Annotated in this window: 25 protein-coding genes and 4 tRNA genes; all 29 read left to right on the forward strand. The window is 46.1% G+C overall.

Annotated elements, in window-relative coordinates:
- The first annotated feature begins 26 nt into the window (after nt 1–26).
- The 29 genes from nrfD to rplL all read left to right on the forward strand — a co-directional run bounded on the left by nrfD (nt 27) and on the right by rplL (nt 20,297).
- Nucleotides 27–1,454, forward strand: coding sequence for an NrfD/PsrC family molybdoenzyme membrane anchor subunit (gene nrfD, locus OQ371_RS09830; RefSeq protein WP_265993592.1), 1,428 nt, complete (start codon nt 27–29; stop codon nt 1,452–1,454).
- 52 nt (nt 1,455–1,506) lie between these two features.
- Entirely contained in the window at nt 1,507–2,040 is a 534-nt protein-coding gene (locus OQ371_RS09835; protein WP_265993593.1) for a DUF3341 domain-containing protein, read from the forward strand.
- 15 nt (nt 2,041–2,055) lie between these two features.
- Nucleotides 2,056–2,673: a c-type cytochrome gene (locus tag OQ371_RS09840; RefSeq protein WP_265993594.1), complete on the forward strand. Its 618-nt coding sequence runs from the start codon at nt 2,056–2,058 to the stop codon at nt 2,671–2,673.
- Between the two features lie 36 nt (nt 2,674–2,709).
- Complete coding sequence (locus tag OQ371_RS09845; protein WP_265993595.1) at nt 2,710–4,035, forward strand: quinol:cytochrome C oxidoreductase; 1,326 nt, start codon at nt 2,710–2,712, stop codon at nt 4,033–4,035.
- Between the two features lie 40 nt (nt 4,036–4,075).
- Nucleotides 4,076–5,209 carry a cytochrome c oxidase subunit II gene (gene coxB, locus OQ371_RS09850; protein ID WP_265993596.1) on the forward strand — a complete coding sequence of 378 codons (1,134 nt, stop codon included), beginning with the start codon at nt 4,076–4,078 and terminating at the stop codon, nt 5,207–5,209.
- 42 nt (nt 5,210–5,251) lie between these two features.
- Nucleotides 5,252–7,132: a cytochrome c oxidase subunit I gene (locus OQ371_RS09855; RefSeq protein WP_265993597.1), complete on the forward strand. Its 1,881-nt coding sequence runs from the start codon at nt 5,252–5,254 to the stop codon at nt 7,130–7,132.
- Complete coding sequence (locus OQ371_RS09860) at nt 7,107–8,129, forward strand: COX15/CtaA family protein (RefSeq protein WP_265993598.1); 1,023 nt, start codon at nt 7,107–7,109, stop codon at nt 8,127–8,129. The genes OQ371_RS09855 and OQ371_RS09860 overlap by 26 nt, the downstream gene beginning before the upstream one ends.
- 1 nt (nt 8,130) lies before the next feature.
- Nucleotides 8,131–9,018, forward strand: coding sequence for a heme o synthase (cyoE, locus tag OQ371_RS09865; RefSeq protein WP_265993599.1), 888 nt, complete (start codon nt 8,131–8,133; stop codon nt 9,016–9,018).
- Nucleotides 9,019–9,024: 6 nt separating this feature from the next.
- Entirely contained in the window at nt 9,025–9,615 is a 591-nt protein-coding gene (locus OQ371_RS09870; protein ID WP_265993600.1) for a cytochrome c oxidase subunit 3, read from the forward strand.
- A 17-nt stretch (nt 9,616–9,632) separates the two neighbouring features.
- On the forward strand, nt 9,633–10,409 hold the full coding sequence (locus tag OQ371_RS09875) for a cytochrome c oxidase subunit 3 (protein ID WP_265993601.1): 777 nt from the start codon (nt 9,633–9,635) through the stop codon (nt 10,407–10,409).
- Between the two features lie 21 nt (nt 10,410–10,430).
- Complete coding sequence (locus OQ371_RS09880) at nt 10,431–10,760, forward strand: cytochrome C oxidase subunit IV family protein (protein WP_265993602.1); 330 nt, start codon at nt 10,431–10,433, stop codon at nt 10,758–10,760.
- A gap of 1 nt (nt 10,761) precedes the next feature.
- Nucleotides 10,762–11,448 (forward strand): SCO family protein, encoded by a 687-nt coding sequence (locus OQ371_RS09885; protein ID WP_265993603.1) that lies wholly within the window; start codon nt 10,762–10,764, stop codon nt 11,446–11,448.
- A gap of 15 nt (nt 11,449–11,463) precedes the next feature.
- Nucleotides 11,464–12,006 (forward strand): DUF420 domain-containing protein, encoded by a 543-nt coding sequence (locus OQ371_RS09890; protein ID WP_265993604.1) that lies wholly within the window; start codon nt 11,464–11,466, stop codon nt 12,004–12,006.
- 11 nt (nt 12,007–12,017) lie between these two features.
- Nucleotides 12,018–12,302 (forward strand): CAMCR motif-containing small membrane protein, encoded by a 285-nt coding sequence (locus OQ371_RS26400; protein ID WP_265993605.1) that lies wholly within the window; start codon nt 12,018–12,020, stop codon nt 12,300–12,302.
- A 52-nt stretch (nt 12,303–12,354) separates the two neighbouring features.
- Nucleotides 12,355–12,636, forward strand: a complete 282-nt coding sequence (locus tag OQ371_RS09900) for a DUF983 domain-containing protein (RefSeq protein ID WP_265994293.1) — start codon at nt 12,355–12,357, stop codon at nt 12,634–12,636.
- Nucleotides 12,525–13,337: an RNA polymerase sigma factor gene (locus OQ371_RS09905; protein WP_310586629.1), complete on the forward strand. Its 813-nt coding sequence runs from the start codon at nt 12,525–12,527 to the stop codon at nt 13,335–13,337. Before OQ371_RS09900 ends, OQ371_RS09905 begins: the two co-directional genes overlap by 112 nt.
- Nucleotides 13,318–14,142: a hypothetical protein gene (locus tag OQ371_RS09910; RefSeq protein WP_265993606.1), complete on the forward strand. Its 825-nt coding sequence runs from the start codon at nt 13,318–13,320 to the stop codon at nt 14,140–14,142. Before OQ371_RS09905 ends, OQ371_RS09910 begins: the two co-directional genes overlap by 20 nt.
- A gap of 4 nt (nt 14,143–14,146) precedes the next feature.
- The gene (locus OQ371_RS09915) at nt 14,147–15,169 is read left to right on the forward strand and encodes an outer membrane beta-barrel protein (RefSeq protein WP_265993607.1); all 1,023 of its coding nucleotides are present in this window, start codon (nt 14,147–14,149) and stop codon (nt 15,167–15,169) included.
- Nucleotides 15,170–15,352: 183 nt separating this feature from the next.
- Nucleotides 15,353–15,435 (forward strand) — tRNA-Tyr (locus tag OQ371_RS09920).
- A 46-nt stretch (nt 15,436–15,481) separates the two neighbouring features.
- A tRNA-Gly gene (locus OQ371_RS09925) sits at nt 15,482–15,557 on the forward strand.
- A gap of 84 nt (nt 15,558–15,641) precedes the next feature.
- Nucleotides 15,642–15,713, forward strand: a tRNA-Thr gene (locus OQ371_RS09930).
- Between the two features lie 57 nt (nt 15,714–15,770).
- On the forward strand, nt 15,771–16,958 hold the full coding sequence (gene tuf / locus OQ371_RS09935; RefSeq protein ID WP_265993608.1) for an elongation factor Tu: 1,188 nt from the start codon (nt 15,771–15,773) through the stop codon (nt 16,956–16,958).
- Nucleotides 16,959–17,134: 176 nt separating this feature from the next.
- Nucleotides 17,135–17,208: transfer RNA gene (locus OQ371_RS09940), tRNA-Trp, on the forward strand.
- 12 nt (nt 17,209–17,220) lie between these two features.
- Complete coding sequence (gene secE / locus OQ371_RS09945) at nt 17,221–17,412, forward strand: preprotein translocase subunit SecE (protein ID WP_265994295.1); 192 nt, start codon at nt 17,221–17,223, stop codon at nt 17,410–17,412.
- Nucleotides 17,413–17,489: 77 nt separating this feature from the next.
- Nucleotides 17,490–18,047 (forward strand): transcription termination/antitermination protein NusG, encoded by a 558-nt coding sequence (gene nusG, locus OQ371_RS09950; protein WP_265993609.1) that lies wholly within the window; start codon nt 17,490–17,492, stop codon nt 18,045–18,047.
- An 86-nt stretch (nt 18,048–18,133) separates the two neighbouring features.
- On the forward strand, nt 18,134–18,577 hold the full coding sequence (gene rplK, locus OQ371_RS09955) for a 50S ribosomal protein L11 (protein WP_265993610.1): 444 nt from the start codon (nt 18,134–18,136) through the stop codon (nt 18,575–18,577).
- A 27-nt stretch (nt 18,578–18,604) separates the two neighbouring features.
- The gene (rplA, locus tag OQ371_RS09960; RefSeq protein WP_265993611.1) at nt 18,605–19,303 is read left to right on the forward strand and encodes a 50S ribosomal protein L1; all 699 of its coding nucleotides are present in this window, start codon (nt 18,605–18,607) and stop codon (nt 19,301–19,303) included.
- Between the two features lies 1 nt (nt 19,304).
- Nucleotides 19,305–19,841, forward strand: coding sequence for a 50S ribosomal protein L10 (rplJ, locus tag OQ371_RS09965; protein WP_265993612.1), 537 nt, complete (start codon nt 19,305–19,307; stop codon nt 19,839–19,841).
- A gap of 69 nt (nt 19,842–19,910) precedes the next feature.
- Nucleotides 19,911–20,297, forward strand: a complete 387-nt coding sequence (gene rplL, locus OQ371_RS09970; RefSeq protein WP_111626412.1) for a 50S ribosomal protein L7/L12 — start codon at nt 19,911–19,913, stop codon at nt 20,295–20,297.
- Nucleotides 20,298–20,341: the final 44 nt, after the last annotated feature.

The raw sequence follows: 20,341 nt of genomic DNA on the forward strand, positions 1-20,341 counted from the left end.
CTAATTAGCATTCAAAATTAACTACCATGCACGTTACATCACCCGTGAGAACCCCACTGGTAACCGGGGGTAAGACATATGCCGACGTGACAGAAGACATCTGCAAGCAGGTCGAAGGGAAACCTACCCGCGCCTGGACTATTGCCTTTGTCATTTCGTTTATCGTCCTGATTTATGGTACCTGTTGCGTTTTCTGGACCTGGTGGGAAGGGCTGGGCGTCTGGGGTTTGAACAAAACCATTGGTTGGGCCTGGGACATCACCAACTTCGTATGGTGGGTAGGTATCGGTCACGCCGGTACGCTGATCTCCGCCATTCTGCTGCTGTTCCGGATGAAATACCGTACATCCATTAACCGGGCAGCTGAAGCCATGACCATCTTCGCCGTACTTTGTGCAGCCAGCTTTATTCTGATGCACATGGGTCGTCCCTGGCTGGCACACTGGGCACTACCGTTGCCAAATACCTTCGGTTCGTTGTGGGTTAACTTCAACTCTCCGCTGGTTTGGGACGTATTTGCCATCAGTACTTATTTTACTGTGTCACTGGTGTTCTGGTACATGGGTTTAGTACCTGACTTGGCAACCATCCGCGACCGGGCAACGAGCAAAGTATCACGCTACATTTACGGAGCCTTCTCATTAGGCTGGAACGGTGGAGCAAAAACCTGGGCACGTTACGAATACATCAGCTTGATTCTGGCTGGTATTTCTACTCCACTCGTACTTTCCGTACACACGATTGTATCATTTGACTTTGCAACCTCGGTAATTCCGGGCTGGCACACGACTATCTTCCCGCCTTACTTCGTTGCGGGTGCAATCTTCTCCGGATTTGCGATGGTGCAGAACCTGATGCTGATCACACGGGTGGTATTCAAGCTGGAAGACTACATTACGTTCGAGCACATCGAGTCGATGAATAAGATCATCACGCTCACGGGTTCGATTGTTGGTGTTGCCTATATTACTGAGTTCTTTATTGCTTGGTATTCCGGTGTTGATTACGAGCGGTATGCCTTCATCAACCGGGCATTTGGTCCCTACTGGTGGGCATACTGGGCGATGATGACCTGCAACGTAATCTCTCCGCAGCTATTCTGGTCACGGCGGATTCGCCGGAGCATTACCTGGACATTTGTCCTGTCGGTTGTTGTAAACATTGGCATGTGGTTCGAACGGTTTGTGATTATCGTGACTTCCTTGCACCGTGATTATCTGCCTTCAAGCTGGGCAATGTTCTCTCCGACGATGTTTGATATTGGTGACTATATCTTCTCTTTTGGTTTGTTCTTCACACTGTTCCTGTTGTTTGCCAAATTCTTGCCGGTAATCAATATGTTTGAAGTGAAGGCGATCATTCGTTCGGCGTCTGAACGACTGCCAGCATCTGTATCGGGTGTGGCAAAAGGAGAAAATGTGACGAGTCCGACATTCAACAAAGACGTCGAGTAATTCTGAAATTGGTTAATTACTCGAAAGAACCGGTTTAAATTTCACTATAAGCATGTCTCAACATAACGATAGCGCTAAATTTCTAGTCGGCGTTTACGATGATGATGAAGTCGTCCTGAAAGCTGTTACGGAAGTTAAAAGCGCAGGGGTGCGGATTCACGAAGTATACACCCCATTCCCGATCCACGGGCTTGATGTGGCATTGGGCCATCCCCGGACTCGTATTGGTATTGCCGCGTTCCTATTTGGTTTGACAGGTTTTCTTTGCATGGTTGCACTAACCTATTACACGATGGGTTACGACTGGCCAATGATCATTGGTGGTAAGGATCACTATGCATACCCGGCATATATCCCTGTTATGTTCGAGTTCACAGTGTTGTTCACAGCTTTGGGTATGGTGGGTACATTTCTAATATCCAATGGCTTGGGACCCACGACGAAGCCCTTGATGTTCGATCTTCGCAGTACGGATAACAAGTTTGTGATGGCAATTGACCTGAGCAAAAACAAGCAGTCAGAGACAGAGATTGCAACGGTTTTGCGGGCTTCTGGCGCTGCTGAAGTAAATGTAAAACAATTTTAATCCGACTGACGACACATGAAGTTTATGCGACTGAACCGCTCTCTTCTGGTGATGGCAGCCGCCATGCTAACCATAACCGCCTGTAAGCGGGGGCACGACAATCCGGGTACGCAATATGCTCCGAACATGTACGAGCCCGTTGGTTACGAGCCATACAAGCAAGAGGAAGGGTTCAAAACACCTTATACTGATAAAGGGACAAAAGGTACGGCTTTATGGTTACCCGTAAAAGGAACCGTATCCCGTCGTAATTACCATACAAGCTTTGGGGAAGGCGATTCTACCGCCAAAGACTTGATGATTTACAACGTTCCGGCGGATAGCATTGAAATTTCTGAGCGAGTGCTGGTTAATCCAGTTCCGTTGACGGAAAAAACACTGGCCGAAGGGAAAGAATATTATGCACGTTTCTGCCAGCATTGCCACGGTGAAGCGGGTAAAGGCGATGGGCTGGTAGCTGCCCAATACAAAGGTGTACCTAATTATGGAGGTATGTCTGGTATGAAAGAAGGTCATATTTTTCACGTTATTACGCATGGACGTGGCCGGATGTGGCCTCATGGATCGCAGATAACGCCTGAAGATCGCTGGAAAATTGTGCATTACGTTCGTAAACTGCAAACGGGCGGATAGTAGTCTATTGAAGAATCATTATAGTTCAAAAAAAGAATGGCTCATACACATTCAATCCCGTCTGTCGACGAACAATTTGAATTTACAGCCGAAAGCAAGCGGAATCTGACCATCGGTATCATTGCCGGCGTCGTGCTGGTCGGTATTGGTGCTTTCTTGGCCGCAAAAGGCGTAGGTGGGCATGAACACGCAGAAGCCGCTCACGGCGCTGCGGCTCATGGTCACGAAGCGGCTCATGGGGCTGCTGCAGAAGGACACCACTATAAATGGACTACGCGTCTGTGGGCAAACGTTTGGTTAAACAGCGTTTATTTCACGGGGGCTGCCGTGATCGGTATGTTCTTTATTGCTTATAACTACTTGGCTCAGGCTGGGTGGTCGGCCGTGTTCAAGCGTGTGCCGGAAGCATTACCTGCCTTTTTGCCAGTTACGGGCGCCATTATGCTGATCACATTCTTTGTGGCTGGCCATGATATTTTCCACTGGACGCATGAAGGCCTCTATGAAGTCGGTGGTCCAGAGTACGATCCAATCATCGCAGGTAAGCGGGGCTTCCTGAATACGCCATTTTTCCTGATACGATTAGTCATCTATTTCGTAGCTTGGTATGCTCTGTGGCGAGTTGTTCGTAATTTCTCTCTGAAAGAGGATTTGGAAGGCGGAACCGAATACTATGAGAAAAGCATCAAATATTCAACGGCTTTCCTGGTTGTGTTCGCGGTAACTTCATCTACTTCTGCCTGGGATATTGTGATGTCAATCGATACCCACTGGTTCAGTACAATGTTCGGTTGGTACACACTGGCGAGCTGGCACGTAACGGGATTGGCCATTATTACATTAATAATAGTAAATCTGAAAGAAAAGGGCTTATTAAAAGCTGTCAACGCGAGCCACCTGCACGACTTGGGTAAGTTCATGTTTGCTTTCAGTATTTTCTGGGCTTACGTATGGTTTGCTCAATTTATGTTGATCTATTACGCTAACCTTCCGGAAGAAACCATCTATTACCGGGAGCGTTTTAGTGGGTTTGGTGGAATTTACAAAGCGCCGTTCTTTATTAATTTGTTACTCAACTTTTTGTTTCCTTTCTTGGTTTTAATGACAAGGGACGCTAAGCGCACGCCAATTATTTTGAAGATCGCTTGTTGGGGAATCATTGTAGGACACTATTTTGACTTCTATACGAATATCATGCCAGGTACGGTAGGTGAGCATGGTGGATTTGGACCGATGGAGTTTGGCATGATTCTGATTTTTGCTTGTGCCTTTATTTGGTCTATCTCGACCCAATTAACGAAGGCAAACCTGATTCCAAAAAATCACCCGATGTTGGAAGAGTCTTTGCACCACGATATTTAGAAACCAGTACTTTTGTATTCATACTCATTTTCAGATTACTATGGTTTACGTTGTAGGACTGTTGTCGTTGGTATTTCTGGTACTGGCTATTCTGGTACTGACGCGATTGACCTCTATTTTAAAAGGCGTCAATGCGGGTGATACCACCGAAGAAATTGAACGAATCGGGGGAACGGGCAACAAGGTTAATGCATTCTTGTTTATCAGCTTCTTTGTCATAGGAGCGATAGCTGTTGCATGGTCGTTTTTACACGCTCGTCAGTATTTTCTTCCTGAAGCATCTTCTCCGCACGGGCGTCATACTGACGGCCTGTTTTGGCTGGTAATGTCAATCATTACGATTGCCTTTGTTGTAACCAACGCACTTTTGTTCTTTTTTGCTTATAAATACCAATATCGCAAAGGACATAAAGCAACGTATTACCCGGAGAACCACAAATTAGAATTGATCTGGACGGTTATTCCGGCAGTCATAATGGCTTTGTTAGTATTTACCGGTTGGCGGGCTTGGCGTGACATTACGAGTGAAGCGCCCGAAAATGCCTTGAACATTGAGATTGTTGGCCGACAGTTTAACTGGGAAATGAGATATCCGGGTGTTGATAACAACAAATTGGGTAATTACAATTATAAGTTGATCGACGCGAACAATGTGTTGGGCATTGATCTGGAAGATGAAGCTTCTTTCGATGATGTTACCACATCAACAGAGATGCATATTCCGGTGAATCGGCCAGTGTTATTGAAAATTCGTGCCCGAGACGTTCTGCATAGTGTATTCATTCCTCACATGCGCGTAAAAATGGATGCTGTACCAGGTATGCCGACCCGGTTCTGGTTTATAGCGGATAAAACGACGGATGAGATGCGGAATGAAACCGGCAATCCCGATTTCAAATACGAAATTGCCTGTACGGAGGTATGTGGTCAAGGCCACTTCTCTATGCGGACAACATTGGTTGTTGAAGATGAAGATTCCTATAACAAATGGATGGCACAACAGAAACCGTGGTTAACAAAAAACCCGGACTATCTGGCCCGTGTTCCGGAAAAGTTAAAAGCTAAAGCCGCCAAATACATACCGGCAGATACGGGAGCGGAAGCAGCATCCGATAGTACAGCGGCACCAGCTGAAGAAGGTGCTGGAGCAGCTCCTAGTGCAGCGCTGCGATAATCGATTAACTCAAGTATAAGCGACCTTATAAAATTAGATATTATGGCATCCGTTGAAACGAACGCAGCAGGCGCGGTTCATGTTGAAGAACATGATCACCACGAAGAGCTAAGTTTTATCAGGAAGTATATTTTCTCGGAGGACCACAAGGTAATTGCGAAGCAATACATGTTCTCAGGTGTGTTCTGGGCCATTATTGGTGCTTCGTTATCCATCTTATTCCGTTTACAGTTGGGTTTCCCCAATATGAACTTGGAATGGCTGCGTCCAATCCTTGGAAACTGGATCGACGATTCTGGTAAGCTAGACAAGGAGTTTTACCTTGCCTTGGTTACCATGCACGGTACCATCATGGTATTCTTTGTATTGACTGCCGGGTTGAGTGGTACTTTCAGTAACTTTTTGATTCCTCTACAAATCGGTGCCCGCGATATGGCATCTGGTTTCCTAAACATGCTGTCTTACTGGTTCTTCTTCTTATCCAGTGTGATCATGTTTGGATCGCTCTTTATTGAGACGGGACCGGCATCAGGCGGTTGGGTTATCTACCCACCATTGAGTGCCCTTCCACAAGCTATGTCCGGTTCAGGATTAGGCATGACGCTCTGGCTGATGAGTATGGCCATGTTCATTGTCTCGCAGCTATTGGGTGGTATTAACTACATTACGACGGTCATCAACTTACGGACCCGGGGAATGTCGTTTAGCAAGATGCCGCTTACTATCTGGGCTTTCCTGCTGACGGCTATTCTTGGTTTGATTTCATTTCCGGTGCTTTTGTCAGCGGCTCTTTTGCTGATCTTTGACCGGAGCATGGGAACCAGCTTCTATCTGTCTGAAATTTATATTGGTGGAGAAGCACTGCCTAACGTAGGGGGGAGTCCGATCCTGTTCCAGCACTTATTCTGGTTCTTGGGTCACCCGGAAGTTTACATCGTTCTGTTGCCTGCGTTAGGGATCACGTCTGAAATTATCGCGACGAATTCCCGCAAACCGATTTTTGGCTATCGTGCTATGATTGCTTCCATGATTGGTATTGCTTTCCTAGCCTTTATCGTATGGGCACACCATATGTTCGTAACGGGAATGAACCCCTTCTTAGGTTCAATCTTTATGTTCTTGACGCTGATTATTGCCGTGCCATCGGCGGTAAAAGCGTTCAACTACATTACGACGCTGTGGCGCGGTAACATTGTGTTTACGCCTGCAATGCTTTTCTCCATTGGTCTGGTATCCTTCTTTATCTCTGGTGGTCTGACTGGTATTATTCTTGGGAACAGTGCGCTGGATATTCAATTGCACGATACTTATTTCGTCGTAGCTCACTTCCACTTGGTAATGGGGGCTGCTTCAGCGTTTGGCTTCTTGGCGGGAGTTTATCACTGGTTCCCGAAATTCTTTGGGCGTATGATGAACAAGACATTGGGTTACATCCACTTCTGGTTTACGTTTGTTGGAATTTACCTGGTGTTCTTCCCCATGCATTACATCGGTATTGCTGGTTTCCCCCGGCGGTATTATTCGTTCACCTCGTATGAAGCCTTCAGGACCTTTGGCGATTTGAACATGTTCGTTAGTATCGCAGCCATCCTCACGTTTACGGCGCAGTTTTTATTCTTGTGGAATTTCTTCTATAGCATCTTCCGTGGTAGAAAAGCTCCTCAGAACCCCTGGCGCTCTAATACGCTGGAGTGGACAACCCCGGTTCATCCGGGTCATGGCAACTGGCCGGGTGAAATTCCGGCAGTTTATCGCTGGCCATATGATTACAGCAAACCGGGAGCAAACGACGACTTTATCCCGCAGAATGTTCCTTACTCTCAAACTCCAGAATCCAATTTGCCGCATGAGAATGCATTGATTGCTCTGGAAAAAGAGATTGAGGCACAGAATTACAATGACCAGTTCAAACAGCCTCACTAATAAACGTGAACACCTGTTCCGGCGCCTGGCGTTACTGACCGTTATCACCATCTATCTGGTTATTATTGCAGGTGGTATAGTCAGAAGTACGGGCTCCGGAATGGGATGTCCAGATTGGCCAAGATGCTTTGGACGGTGGATACCACCAACCGAAGCATCTCAGTTACCGTCCAACTACCAGCAGATCTACGGGGCAAAACTAAAAGGTGAGATTGAGTTCAATGCAGCTAAAACCTGGATTGAATATATCAACCGATTAGTAGGCGCTTTCTCCGGATTGCTGGTATTTGCCTTATTAATTACTTCAGTATCTTACCTAAAGAACGATAAACGGGTTTTTTATGGAAGCCTGTTGTCCTTTATATTGATCGGCCTGAATGGCTGGCTGGGGTCACGTGTTGTTGCAGCGGAATTAGCTCCGTACCTGGTTACACTTCACATGCTGCTAGCCATTCTAGTGGTTTTTTCTCTTCTCTATGTGATGACGGTTTCTTACACCGGTCATGCAGAAGTGGAACAAATAGCCGGGAAAAAATCACTGGTCACCGGGATTTTACTCATAACTATGGTTCTTTCGGTGATTCAGGTGTTGATTGGCACTCAGGTTCGTGAAGCGATTGATGAGGTAATACAACGAATGGGTTACAGTGAACGGCATCGATGGATTGATAGTTTAGATTATCGCTTTTACGTCCATCGCTCTTTTTCGCTGATTATATTAGCATTCCATTTAGCGGTTATCTACCAGTTAAGAAAGTTTTCAAAAGGCAAAGGCCTACTTGCTAACCTGACAAACGTTTTAGTGGTGTTGGTTGTGGTCGAAATTCTGTCGGGAGTGGTGTTAGCTTATTTCGCGGTTCCGGCCGTTGCACAACCGATTCATTTGACACTGGCCATTGTGATTTTAGGTGTTCAATTCACCACTTTGATGCTGTTAAATGCTGATCGAATAAGTAAGAATCAGGAGGCTCATTTGCCTCATTATTCAAAAGTATAGAATGCAACAAACTAAAAGCCTTGGTATCAGTTCATTTGCTCTAAAAAGCAAAGCTTATTTTGAATTACTGAAGTTTCGCTTGTCAGCCTTTGTCGCCTTGTCCGGTATGTACGGATACAGTCTGGCGGTAAGCCGAATCGATTGGTTGAAGTTAGGGTTACTATTTGTCGCTTCGCTGGCAATGACAGGAGCCGCAAATATCATCAACCAAATCATCGAAAAAGATTACGACAAGCTCATGAAGCGAACCGCTGGCCGACCGCTGCCAACGGAGCGTTTAAGCGTTCAGGAAGCCGCCGTTTTTGCATTCGGGTTGTTTGTCATTGCCTGCTATTTATTCATTGTTTTCTTTAATCTGCGGGCCTGTGCGCTGTCCGTCCTTTCTTTACTTCTGTACGGGTTTGTGTACACACCCTTAAAGCGTGTCGGACCCATTGCGGTTTTTGTGGGTGCTTTACCGGGCGCTTTTCCGCCAATGATTGGTTGGGTAGCGGCAACGAACCACTATGGTCTGGAGCCCGGTATCTTATTCGCGATCCAATTTTTCTGGCAGTTCCCGCATTTTTGGGCCATCGCCTGGGTAGCTGATACCGACTACAAAAAAGCCGGTTACAAACTTTTACCATCTGTGGGAGGCAAAGATTTAAGTACGGCACTGCAGATTATGATTTGTACTTTGTGTCTGTTACCGGTTGGCTGGCTTCCTTATGAACTAGGAATGACAGGCATAAATTCAGCCCTTGTTGCTACCGTTTGCGGAATTCTATTTTTGGCTCAGACGTTCTATTTAATGAGAAAGCGGACGGACAAAGCAGCTTTACAGATTATGTTTGGATCATTCCTGTATTTGCCAATTGTTCAGATCGCCTTCTTGTTAGACAAATTATAACAAACTATGAGCGAAACGGTTAAAATTATGTCAGTGGCAGAAGAGCCGGAAGAAACCTTGTCGATGAACCCTAAAAAGTTCATTCTCTGGCTCTTTGTTGTGAGTATTGTGATGTTGTTTGCGGCCATGACAAGTGCTTATCTTGTACGTCGGGCAGAGGGAAACTGGCTGGAGTTTGAAATACCGTCTATTTTCTGGTATAGTACGGTTGTTCTGCTCATTAGCAGTGCTTCCATGCATTGGGCTTACAGAGCGGCAAAAAAAGATGATTTGGGGGTATTGAGAACAGCAATTTCTATTACTTTTGCGTTCGGGTTGGCCTTTTTGGTCATGCAATTTGTGGGTTGGCAAGACTTGGTAGCTCAAAACGTATTTTTTGTCGGCAACCCCGCCGGATCATTCATGTACGTTTTTACGGGTCTTCATGCGTTTCACCTTGTTAGCGGTCTCATCGTAATTTTGTTTGCATTGCGGGCCGCTTTTCAGTTGAAAATCCACTCAAAAAACCTGAACCAGATTGAAATTTGTGCGACTTACTGGCATTTCCTTGATGTTCTGTGGGTCTATTTATTTGGCTTTTTACTGTATTTTAATTGATTCAATTTCTGTAAAGCATGGCTGCTACTGCAACAACCGACGCGCCAGTATTTGACAAGAAGACCTGGATGGGTGGAGTGGAACCGATGAAAGTGAGCTACGGCAAGCTGATGATGTGGTTCTTCCTGATTTCGGATACCTTCACTTTTTCGGCCTTATTGGTTACCTACGGGCTGATCCGCTTCAGTTATCCGGCTTATGATCCGGCTGTACACGGGGATTTTCATTTTTCTAACCTTTACTGGCCGATTCCAGAAAAGGTATATGAAGCCGTTCCTTTCCTACACGGTATGGAACTGCCCCTCGTCTTCGTTGGTATCATGACGTTTATCCTGATCTTCTCATCCGTGACAATGGTATTGGCTGTTGAAGCTGGTCACCGGATGGATCGGGCCGCAGTAGAAAAGTACATGCTTTGGACGATTTTGGGTGGTATAACTTTCCTCGGGAGCCAGGCTTGGGAGTGGTCACACTTTATTCACGGAACGGATGAAGGCACGGTTATTCGCGAGATTGTTAACGGACAATGGGTTGAGCGCACGATCTTCGGAGCTAACTTGGTTGAAAATCAATACGGCCCTCCGGCTTTTGCGGACCTATTTTTCTTCATCACTGGCTTTCACGGTACGCACGTATTGAGCGGAGTTGTATTGAACATTCTGATCTTTTACCGGACCTCTTTTGGATTGTATGAGCGACGGGGCCATTACGAAATGGTTGAGAAAGTAGGTCTGTACTGGCACTTTGTCGATTTGGTTTGGGTATTTGTCTTTACGTTCTTCTATCTGGTTTAACACATTCAGCAATATAAAATCATGGCAGATCATAGCTCACATCACCACGATCACGAACACGGCGTCATTGCTGAACCGCAAACCAAAGGCATCTGGAGGACTTTTATCATTCTTTCCGTACTAACGGCTTTTGAGTTCTTGATCGCATTTACGCTGCATGCTGGTTTCTTAAAAACGTCAATCTTCGTTTTGATGACCATCGTGAAAGCGTTCTATATTGTTGGAGAATTTATGCACTTAAAGCATGAGACTAAGTCACTCATCTGGGCTATCATTCTGCCCTGTATCTTCGTAGTCTGGCTGATGCTCGCTCTGCTAATGGAGGGCGGTTTCATCTATATCGCAAGATAGTATGACGCGTCTTTTAAAGGCCGGAATCCTCCTACTCCTGTTGGTGGTTCCGGCTTTTATTTTTTTGTTTCTGAAAGTATTCGGGGAAAATCAGTTTACACTGCAAACCTTTTTCCCGGTCATTGATGCCAAGACGGGGAAAATTGAAACCCGTCCTGCCAAGAAAACTTTATTTGGGGATAATGGTCAGGATACGGTGTTCTATGCCGTGCCACCGATAGCAGGTACGCTTCAACGCAATCAAACCTTCTCCACCAACTCAATTCGGGGAAAAGTATATATCGCTTCATTTTTCGGATTGAGCTGCGACACGACCTGCTCAAAAATCGCCGGGCAGTTAAACCGCGTTCAGGACGTCTTTACTGAAAATCCTAGCGTAATGCTGCTATCCTACGTTGACAAGGATTCGGTGACTGAACAGGTGTTAAGAATGAACGAAGTGCAGCCGGATAAATGGTTGATTGCAAAGCCTGATACGTTGGAAACGACCTTTATTGCGGAACAGTATTACCGGATCAAACAGCGACCGATGACGGGCCGGAAGAACGAAACTTTTACGTTGTATGAGGGGTTGGTATTAGTAGATACGGAAGGGCGCATACGAGGTTTTTACAACGGTACGGATAAAGCGGATGTAGACCGTTTAATTCTGGAAACACGAGTTTTATTGGATATCATCTCTAAGTAGTAAGCTCACCTTTATATGGTAACCCTGCAAATCGAACAAAACAAAAAATACAATCGATTAATCAACATACTGGCCATTGCGATTCCGGCTGTGGTGGCTTTGCTGTTGGGCATCAGACAGAAAATAGATCTAGGTACCTGGACGACGTATTTGCCGCATATTAATGCTATCATTAACTCAATGACGGCGATACTTCTGCTAGCAGGGCTTTATTTCATCAAACAAAAGAATGTCAGCGCGCACCGAACGACTATGCTGCTGGCCTTTACACTAGGTTCATTGTTTCTGGTTAGTTATGTTCTTTACCACTTGTCGAATGAGTCAACACCGTTTGGGGGACAAGGTATGGTTAGGCCGGTCTATTACTTTTTACTAGTTAGCCATATCATATTATCTGTTGTTGTTGTTTGGTTTGTACTACGTGCGGTTTATTTCGCATTGAGTGGCCAGATCACAAAACACAAAGCCGTTGTACGGTGGGCATATCCCATTTGGTTGTATGTCAGTATAACGGGGGTCGTTGTTTATTTTATGATAGCTCCTTACTATCAGCATTAATATTCTGAGATATGAAGAGTTGGAGAGGTTTTCTGGCGCTCGGGATTCTATACTTTTTAAGCGCAGTTGATACACTGGCTCAGTGCGCAATGTGCCGGGGTACGGTGGAAAGTACCATGAGTAATGGACGGAATCAGGTCGCTGTCGGTTTGAATACAGGCATTCTGTATTTATTTGTGATGCCGTATTTGCTGGTAGCCGTTATAATTTTCTTGTGGATTAGAACCAGCAAAAAAGAACATGGCAAACGTCTCGAAATCTCAAGCCGTGTCCGCCGGGCTATGTCCTCGATGTAGACAGGGTAAAATTTTCAAATACTCGTTGTACAACATTCGGCGTTTCGACGAAATGTACGAGCATTGTCCTAACTGTGGATTACGGTACGAAATCGAGCCAGGTTACTTCTGGGGGGCTATGTTTGTTAGTTACGCGCTATCAGGAGGGGTCGCTCTCGTAGCGGGTTTCCTGATATTTTATGCTCTTAATGATCCCGATGGCTGGACATATGTACTAATCATTTGCCCGTTGCTTGTTTTGATTACACCGGTCAATTTTCGTCTCTCGCGCGTTCTTTGGCTCCATTACGTATCGGGTATTTCCTACGATCCCGAAAAGAGAACAGAATTTTAACGGACTTAGGCCCGGCCATTTGGTCGGGCTTCTTTTTTGAAAAAATTTTAGGGTTCGTGCAACCTGACCGGGCCTGGCTTGCATCTTGCTACTGTAAACGGTCATTAACCTGCATGATTCGACGCTTACTGGGGTATTCAACAGAAACACAGCTGATAGCGGCACTGCAACGGGCGGACAGCCGGGCGCAGAAGACGTTGTTTGACCGGTATTCATCCAAAATGTTGACGGTATGCGTCCGGTATGTGTCGAATCGCTATGAAGCAGAGGAAATACTGATGGACGGCTTTATGCGGATCTTTGAAAAAATAGGTCAGTACAAAAACGAAGGAAGTTTTGAAGGGTGGATTCGGCGGATTATGGTGAATGAGTCACTGATGTATCTGCGCCGAAATAAACAATGGAGGTCTGAAATCGCTTTGGAAGATGCTCCGGTTGAAACCGATGCCGTTTACGCGGATCAAAATTTACTGGCCGACGATCTGCTGAACCTGCTGGAAGAACTGCCCGCTGGCTATAAAACCGTCTTTAATTTGTATGCTATTGAAGGCTACAGCCATGCTGAAATAGCCGATGTGCTGGGCATAACAGAAAGTACATCCAAATCGCAACTGCACCGCGCCCGGGCCTTTTTACAACGTTTGGTAGCGCAGGCAGAAGTAAAAAAAAAATCGATAAGTTATGAGCAATCATCCTATTGACGATCTGTTTGCCAATCAGCTGAGAGAGCACGGTTTAAAGCCGGAGAAAGCTACGTGGGAAGAGCTGCAACGTCGCATGAATGCCAAAGAGACGCAACGATCATCCTTTGTTTGGTGGTATGCTTCTGCCGCTAGCGTGTCCGTGGTCTTACTGGCTACGTGGTGGATCTGGTCAGACAATGAATCGGACGGAAAAAACAGTACATCATCCCCCATAGCGCAGCAGATAACGAAAAGAGAACAGCCTAATAAAGTAGGTGTCGAATCAGGTTTGCGAATTGCCGATATAGAGCCGGCTGTAGAGCCTAAAACAGCCCATAAAAAGCCTGTTGATGTTCAAGATAGAGTAGCTAAGCATCCACATCAGCCGGGTAAGAAAATAGAAGAGCTGCCTAGAACAGCAACGTCAGTTCTTCCGGTGATATCGGAAGAGTTATTGACGACGGAGGTCCGGGGTGTTGAGGAAAGGTTAAGAGAACCTGAAAGAACCTTAGTCGTTCAAGTAGCCACGCCGGAAATTCAAGCAGACAAATCGGTAGCAACTGCGGATGAACCACAATCTTCCAGTCGGATTGAAATCAGTGAAGAACAACCCCGTAAGAAACGCTTCCGGCTTGGTCGGGTACTTCGGCAATTCAGCAAGCTCAAAGCTGGCGAACCCGTGGAATGGGAAGAAGTAGGCATTCAGCCCGGAGTCTTAATGGCTCGCGCCAGCGAAAAAGTGCAGGAAGGAAAAGAAAAGATTTCTGATTCGTATGATAACCTGCGGCAGAACACATTCAGAAAAAACTCAAGCAACAAATAGAACCATGAAATCCGTATTCACCACCATTCTACTCTTATTCGGAAGTATGGCCTGGGCCACTCCCGAAAGCTTTAAAGCCGATTCGCTGGTTATTTTGTTTGGTAATAAAACCCGGTTGGTAATTCACTCCAACGACAAAGAGGGAATTCGGCAGTTGTCTAATTTCGACATTAACAAAATCATCCGGGACATGGGCATGAAATTGGATTCGGCCCGGGCAGGAGAGACGTTTATTGTGATTGATGAAAACAAAGTGCAGCGGTATCTACAGGATACTGTACTAGTTGTAACGCAGAAAAACGGTGAAGTGCAGGTAACCATCAAAGAATCGGAAGGTAGGAACTACGATCGCTCCAGTGATGAAGATGACTCGAATTGGTCCAATCGCAACCGTACCCGACGTCGTAAAAAAGACACGTGGGATATCGGTGTAGGAGGGAATGGATTAGGTTTAAACACCCTCGTGCAGAAAAGCGCTACGCCAAACTATCCTTCTGAAAATTATCAACTTCGACCGTTAGGTTCTCGGTACATTAGCCTGGCCTTAAGTCAGGCGCCAACCATCGCCCGTAGTCAGCACGTTTCATTCAAGCTCTTCTATGGGTTGGAAGTATCCTGGAATAATTACATGTTTGAAAACGATATAATTGTTCAAAAAGGTAACACTGGCGTTGAGTTTACCGAAGCGGGTCGTAATTTGCAAAAAAGCAAATTGACGGTATGTTCAGTCAATCTGCCGGTTGTACCAAGACTCAGTTTTTACAACAACAGTGGCCGTAAGTTAGGCCACCTAGGATTCGGGGCCTACGGTGGATACCGGGTCGACAGCTACACGAAAATAAAAGAGCAGGACGGCAACAAAGAGCGACAACATTCGAATTTTTATTTAAATGATTTCCGGTACGGCTTGATTGCTCATATAGGTATCGCCCGCACTAACTTCTTCGCCAAATACGATCTGAATCCTCTGTTTCAGAGCGGGAAGGGGCCTGACGTAAGAGCACTGAGTTTTGGCATCAGTTTATGATTTTGTTTATAATTTAACCGCATCTGATCCCATCGGATGCGGCTCTTTTTTGGCTATTGGAGTATAAATTTAAATTTATTTCAAGGTAATAGTTGACTTAGCAAAAAAAGGATGTAATTTTGCAACTCCATTGGCAGATGTGCCAGCGGGGGCACAATAAAAAGTGCTTTTTTTAGGCTAAAAGGGGAGTTTCCAGAGTGGCCAAATGGATCAGACTGTAAATCTGCTGGCGAACGCCTTCGGAGGTTCGAATCCTCCACTCCCCACAGTAAAGATGTTTAAGGTACAAGTCGACGTATCATAAACCAAAAAGCGGGAGTAGCTCATTTGGTAGAGCGGTAGCCTTCCAAGCTTCAGGTGGCGGGTTCGAGCCCCGTCTCCCGCTCCAGATAATGAATAGTGTATGGTGAATTTGACGAGTCAATCATTTTCATTTTTACGCTATTCATTTTCGTAGTAAAGCAGTACAAAAGCCGTTGTAGCTCAGGGGTAGAGCACTTCCTTGGTAAGGAAGAGGTCAGGGGTTCAAATCCCCTCAACGGCTCAGAAACGGCTAAATTTCAAATAATTAATAACCAGTTCAATTTAAGCTTTTCCAACAATGGCTAAAGAAAATTTTGACCGTTCCAAGCCGCACGTCAATATTGGTACGATTGGTCACGTTGACCACGGTAAAACGACGCTGACTGCTGCCATCACGAAAGTGTTGTCAGAAAAAGGTCTGGCTGAAAAACGCGATTTTTCGTCAATTGACAACGCACCGGAAGAAAGAGAGCGTGGTATTACTATCAATACTTCGCACGTAGAATATCAAACACAAAACCGCCACTATGCACACGTTGACTGTCCGGGTCACGCTGACTATGTGAAAAACATGGTTACGGGTGCTGCTCAGATGGACGGTGCTATCCTGGTTGTGGCTGCTACGGACGGCCCGATGCCCCAAACTCGTGAACACATTCTGCTGGCGCGTCAGGTAGGCGTACCTCAGCTGGTTGTTTTCATGAACAAAGTGGACATGGTTGACGATCCGGAGCTTCTGGAACTCGTTGAAATGGAAATCCGCGAACTGCTGAGCTTCTACGAATACGATGGCGACAACATTCCGGTTATTCAGGGTTCTGCACTGGGTGGTCTGAATGGCGATGCTAAATGGGTTGCTACGATCGAAGACCTGATGGCCAATGTAGATAGCTACATTCCGCTGCCTCCTCGTCAGACAGATCTGCCGTTCTTGATGCCGGTGGAAGACGTATTCTCGATCACGGGTCGTGGTACGGTTGCTACGGGTCGTATCGAGCGGGGTATCATCAACTCAGGCGAGCCAGTTGAAATCCTGGGTATGGGTGCTGAAAACCTGAAATCAGTTGTAACGGGTGTTGAAATGTTCCGGAAAATTCTGGACCGTGGTGAAGCCGGTGACAACGTAGGTCTGCTGCTCCGTGGTATTGAGAAAACCGATATCCGTCGGGGTATGGTTATCTGTAAGCCCGGTTCGGTAAAACCGCACGCTAAGTTCAAAGCTGAGGTTTACGTTCTGTCAAAAGAAGAAGGAGGACGTCACACGCCGTTCTTTAACAAATACCGTCCGCAGTTCTATTTCCGTACCACGGACGTAACGGGTGAGATTTCGCTGCCAGCTAATGTTGAGATGGTGATGCCTGGTGATAACATCACCATCGAGGTACAGCTGATCAATAAGATCGCCATGGAGAAAGGTTTACGTTTCGCTATTCGCGAAGGTGGCCGGACGGTTGGTGCTGGTCAGGTAACTGAAATCCTCGACTAATTAGAATACCTCAAACAAGTGCATTTCTTTCGGGGAGTGCACTTGTTTTTTTCTAAATAATCAGTAACTTTGCAGTCCGTTTCGGCGGTCAACAAAGGACAAAGAGAAAAGAAATAAGATAAAAGGCTAGGCTTCAAATCTTTTGTCTTACCTCTTTTCTTTTTCTTCTACTAAACACGGGTGTAGTTCAAGGGTAGAATAGCGGTCTCCAAAACCGTTGATGGGAGTTCGAATCTCTCCACCCGTGCCAATCACATCACAGATGGACAAGGTTTCCTCATTTCTGAAAGACTCCTGGGAGGAGGTTCAGCATAATGTTACATGGCCAAAGTTTAGTGATCTACAAGCTAGTTCTACACTGGTATTAGTAGCATCATTGATCTTTGCGTTGCTGGTAGGAGGCATCGATTTTTTGTTTGAGAACGCATTGACTCTTTTTTATCAATCGTTCTGATGCCAGATCAGAATTGCCTCTGTGTGACTGAATTGCAGTAATCATACAGTAGCAATTAAAATCGTAATTACTTCACGATGGAAAGCGGAATAAAATGGTATGTCGTCCGGGCCGTCTCTGGCCAGGAGAAGAAAGTCAAATCGTATCTGGAGAATGAGATTGCCAGACAAGGTTTGGGTGACTTTGTTCCACAGATTCTAATTCCCTCTGAAAAAGTGTACGAAATGCGCAACGGAAAGAAACGGGTTCGTGAGAAAACCTTCTTTCCGGGCTATATTTTAATTTCTGCCGATCTCTCCAACGGTGAAGTAATGCACGTAATTACCAGTATGCCCGGCGTTTTGGGCTTTCTCGGTAATGCTAACGGACCGACCAAAATTCCGGTTCCGTTGCGTCAAGCGGAAGTAAACCGTATTCTGGGTAAAGTCGAAGAGGTAACGCAGGAAGTAGCAACTCCTACGGTCTCCTTCCTGAAGGGAGAGTCGGTTAAAGTGGTTGACGGGCCATTCAGTGGCTTTATCGGTACAGTCGAAGAAGTATTCGACGAACGTAAAAAGCTGAATGTGGTTGTCAAAATTTTCGGTAGAAATACCCCTGTAGAGCTGAGTTACGCACAAGTAGAAAAGGAAATATAAACTGGCTATGCCCGAGACAATGCCGTCGTACGCTTCCCACTGGACGGCTAGTCATTCGCAGGGCTTAGCGTAACAAACCAGAAGCAATGGCAAAAGAAGTAGCTGGCTACGTGAAATTGCAGGTGAAGGGTGGACAAGCCAATCCCTCTCCTCCGATTGGACCGGCGCTGGGTTCCAAGGGTCTAAATATCATGGAATTCTGCAAGCAGTTCAATGGACGGACACAGGATAAAATGGGCACGGTCCTTCCGGTACTGATCACGTACTACAAAGACAAATCATTCGATTTTGTCATCAAAACACCGCCTGCACCCATCCTGTTGATGGAGGCCGCTAAAGTGAAAACCGCATCGGCTCAGCCGAACCGGAACAAAGTCGGTTCAGTCAGTTGGGATCAAGTGAAGCAAATTGCTGAAACGAAAATGCCTGACCTGAACGCTTTCACCGTTGAAGCTGCAATGAAGATGATTGCCGGTACCGCCCGGAGTATGGGTATTACGGTATCGGGGAAAGCTCCCTGGGACAATTAATTTCAGCAGTCAAATTCAGAGAAGATCATGGGAAAACTGACTAAAAAACAAAAAGAGGCTCAGAGCAAATATGACGTTGCGAAAGAGTACTCATTGGCGCAGGCAGCCGAGATTTTAAAGACAATCTCTTATACGAAGTTTGACGCTTCGGTTGACATCGATGTTCGTTTGGGCGTCGATCCTCGGAAAGCGGATCAAATGGTACGGGGTGTAGCCACCTTGCCACATGGTACGGGTAAAACCGTTCGGGTATTGGTGCTGTGCACGCCGGATAAAGAAGCCGAAGCAAAAGAAGCTGGTGCTGATTATGTAGGGCTGGATGAATACATTACCAAAATCGAACAAGGCTGGACGGATATCGATGTCATCATCACGATGCCGAACGTTATGGCCAAAGTCGGTAAGCTGGGACGGGTATTAGGACCACGTGGTTTGATGCCAAACCCGAAATCGGGTACGGTAACGCCGGAAGTAGGTAAAGCCGTTCGGGAAGTGAAAGCCGGTAAAATTGACTTCAAAGTCGATAAGTTCGGTATCATTCACACCAGCATTGGCAAAGTGTCATTCGGACCGGATAAGCTGGCTGAAAACGCGCAGGAGATCATCGCAACCCTGCTGCGGTTGAAGCCTTCGTCTTCGAAAGGTACGTATGTAAGAACGATTCATTTGTCAAGCACAATGAGTCCGAGTGTAGTAATTGACAAAACGACGGTATCAGGACTGTAACATGACACGGGAAGAAAAAGGAGCAATCATTGAGGAACTGAGCGAAAAGTTCAAATCGGTTCCCTACTTCTACATCACCGATGCCAGTGGCATGACGGTTGCCGAAGTAAATCAGTTGCGCCGGATGTGTTTTGACCGTGGTATTGAATACCTGGTTGTGAAAAACACACTGATCCGGAAAGCACTCGAAACGTTGGATACGGATTACTCGTCCTTTGATGGCACGGTATTGAAAGGTTTCTCGGGCGTAATGTTTCACGCTGAATCTGGCAAAGTTCCAGCTAAGCTGATTAAAGATTATCGCAAAGAAGCCGGTAACGATAAGTTAAAGCTGAAAGGTGCTTCTGTAGACTATAGCCTCTTCGTTGGTGCTGACCAACTGGATACGCTGCTGACGCTGAAAACCAAGAACGAGCTTATCGCCGATGTTATCGCCCTGTTGCAATCGCCCGCCAAGAATGTTATTTCTGGTTTGCAAGGTGGTGGCAACAAACTGGCCGGTATCCTCAAAACACTGTCGGAACGCGAAGCGGCTTAATGGTCCACCGCCCGGCTTGTAAGTACATTCTAAAATCAATTTTGTAACAATCTAATCAAGAATACGAAAATGGCAGATTTGAAAGCGTTCGCAGAGCAGCTTGTCAACCTGACGGTAAAAGAAGTTAACGAACTGGCTGCTATTCTGAAAGACGAATACGGTATTGAGCCGGCTGCTGCCGCTCCGGTAATGGTAGCTGGTGGTGCAGCAGGTGGTGGCGACGATGCTGCTGCTGCTCCTGAAAAAACGTCATTCGACGTGATCCTAAAATCAGCTGGTGCCAGCAAACTGGCCGTTGTGAAGCTGGTGAAAGACTTGACCGGTCTGGGTCTGAAAGAAGCAAAAGAACTGGTTGACGGTGCACCGAAGCCAGTAAAAGAAGGCGTTGCCAAAGACGAAGCAGAAGCACTGCGGAAGCAATTGGAAGAGGCCGGAGCAGAAGTTGAAGTAAAATAACCCTGCTTAGGGATTTACTCTCTCCCCCGGGAATAGGCCTGGCA

This window comes from Larkinella insperata, assembly GCF_026248825.1.
GTDB lineage: Bacteria > Bacteroidota > Bacteroidia > Cytophagales > Spirosomataceae > Larkinella > Larkinella insperata.